This window comes from Streptomyces sp. NPDC089915 (assembly GCF_040684675.1).
In the GTDB taxonomy this organism is placed as follows: Bacteria; Actinomycetota; Actinomycetes; order Streptomycetales; family Streptomycetaceae; genus Streptomyces.
On record NZ_JBFBGN010000306.1, the window covers coordinates 1 to 2,370 of the forward strand.

Here is a 2,370-nt window from a genome sequence, read left to right on the forward strand (position 1 = left end):
TCGACCCGGGCGGAGCCGTCGTCTCCCTCACGGGCCGGGGCCGGCCCGTACCGCCGACCGACCCGACCCCGCCGGGACCGGACCCGACGCCGACGCCGGACCCCACCCCGACGCCGACCCCGACGCCCACGCCGACCCCCACCCCGACTCCGACGCCCACACCGACCCCGACCCCGACCCAGCCGACGGAGCCCGCGCCGTCGGGCGGGTCAGGAGGAACGGTTTCCCCGGGGCCCGCCACCCCTGCGGGCTGAGGGGAGGGGGAGGGGGACGGGGAGGGGGGACGCTGCTACGCCGGGTCCGCCGGGTGCGGGGCCATCGGGAGCAGGGACGCCAGACGGGCCTCGCATAGCTTCACCAGCTCCGCGTACGCCGCCTCGCCCATCAGCTCCGTCAGCTCCGGCCGGTACGACACGTACACCGGATCACCGGCCCCGTGCGCCGAGGTCGCCGACGTGCACCACCAGTGCAGGTCGTGGCCGCCCGGCCCCCAGCCGCGCCGGTCGTACTCCCCGATCGACACCTGGAGCACCCGCGTGTCGTCCGGGCGGTCGATCCAGTCGTACGTCCGCCGGATCGGCAGCTGCCAGCACACGTCCGGCTTCGTCTCCAGCGGCTCCTGCCCGCTCTTGAGCGCCAGGATGTGCAGCGAACAGCCCGCTCCGGCCGGGAAACCGGGCCGGTTCAGGAAGATGCACGCGCCGTCCCAGCGACGGGTCTGCTTCTCCCCGTCGTCGTCGAACTGCGTCCAGCCGCTCTCGCTGCCGACGTCGTGGAACTGCCACAGCTCCGGCGTCAGCCGCGCCACGTGCTCGGCGACCCGCTTCTCGTCGTCCTCGTCGGAGAAGTGCGCGCCCAGCGTGCAGCAGCCGTCCTCGGCCCGGCCGGCCTGGATGCCCTGGCAGCCGCTGCCGAAAATGCACGTCCAGCGTGAGGTCAGCCAGGTCAGGTCACAGCGGAAGACCTGCTCCTCGTCGGCGGGATCGGGGAACTCCACCCAGGCCCGGGGGAAGTCGAGGCCCTTCTCGTCCGCCACCTTGTCCTTGCTCTTCTTCGACTGGTTCTTGCTGGCCTTCTTCGTATTTGGCACAAAGCCAAGCGTAAGCGCCCCTTACTCCACCGCCCCGCGTCCGGCCCAGTAGCGTTTCCCGTATGAGACTCGGTGTCCTGGATGTGGGTTCGAACACGGTTCATCTGCTGGTGGTGGACGCGCACCCCGGCGCGCGCCCGCTGCCCGCGCACTCCCACAAGGAGCAGCTGCGGCTCGCGGAGCTGCTCGACGAGCGCGGCGCGATCACCCCGGAGGGCGTCGAGCGCCTGGTCTCGGTCATCGGCGAGGCCGTCCAGGCCGCCGAGGACAAGGGCTGCGAGGACGTCCTGCCCTTCGCGACCAGCGCCGTCCGCGAGGCCCCCAACGCCGACGAGGTCCTGGCCCGCGTCAAGGCCGAGACGGGCGTCGAGCTGCCGGTGCTCAGCGGTGAGGACGAGGCCCGGCTGACCTTCCTCGCGGTCCGGCGCTGGTTCGGCTGGTCGGCGGGCAAGCTGCTGGTCCTCGACATCGGGGGCGGCTCGCTGGAGGTCGCGTACGGCATCGACGAGGACCCCGACGCCGCCGTCTCCCTGCCGCTGGGCGCCGGACGCCTCACCTCCGCCTGGCTGCCGGGCGACCCGCCGGACCCGGCGGACGTGAAGGCGCTGCGCCGGCACGTCCGGGCGCAGATCGCCCGGACGGTCGGGGAGTTCAGCCGCTTCGGGGCACCGGACCACGTGGTGGCCACGTCGAAGACCTTCAAGCAGCTGGCCCGCATCGCCGGCGCGGCCCGCGAGGCGGACGGGCTCTACGTGCAGCGCGACCTGACGCGGAAGTCCCTGGAGGAGTGGGTCCCGCGGCTGACGACGATGACGACGGCGGAACGTTCCACCCTCCCGGGCGTCTCGGACGGCCGCGCCTCCCAGCTCCTGGCCGGCGCACTGGTGGCGGAGGCGGCGATGGACCTCTTCGGGGTCGACACCCTGGAGATCTGCCCGTGGGCCCTGCGCGAGGGCGTCATCCTGCGCCGGCTGGACCACTTGCCGTCGTAGGGGGCTTTACGGGGGCTCGCGGTGCGGGCCCGCCATCTCCCCCTCGAGGCGTCGGGGGCGGGTCGGTGGTTGCCCACCCGCCTCCCCGTCTGCGGGGCGGTGGGGTGGGGGCGGTCGCCCGCCGGGCGGTGCTGATTCGGCCGGGCGGGGTTGGGGGCTGTCGGGGTCTGACCTGGGCGGTCTCAGGGAGGGGTTGGGGGTTTCCCGTCAGTCCCACTGTCCTTCCGGTTCGGGCCGGCCTGTCAAGGGCGCTCCCTTCGGTCGCGTCGCTTCGCGATGGCCTTCGGC

General features: G+C 73.5%; 2 protein-coding genes. One reads left to right on the forward strand and one right to left on the reverse strand.

Going from position 1 to position 2,370, the window contains the following annotated elements; translation table 11 throughout:
• Nucleotides 1–289 precede the first annotated feature (289 nt).
• Complete coding sequence (locus tag AB0O29_RS35170; protein ID WP_365160310.1) at nt 290–1,090, reverse strand: hypothetical protein; 801 nt, start codon at nt 1,088–1,090, stop codon at nt 290–292.
• A 62-nt stretch (nt 1,091–1,152) separates the two neighbouring features.
• On the opposite strand from AB0O29_RS35170, the gene AB0O29_RS35175 reads away from it, so the two are divergent.
• Nucleotides 1,153–2,082, forward strand: coding sequence for a Ppx/GppA phosphatase family protein (locus AB0O29_RS35175; protein ID WP_365160312.1), 930 nt, complete (start codon nt 1,153–1,155; stop codon nt 2,080–2,082).
• Nucleotides 2,083–2,370: the final 288 nt, after the last annotated feature.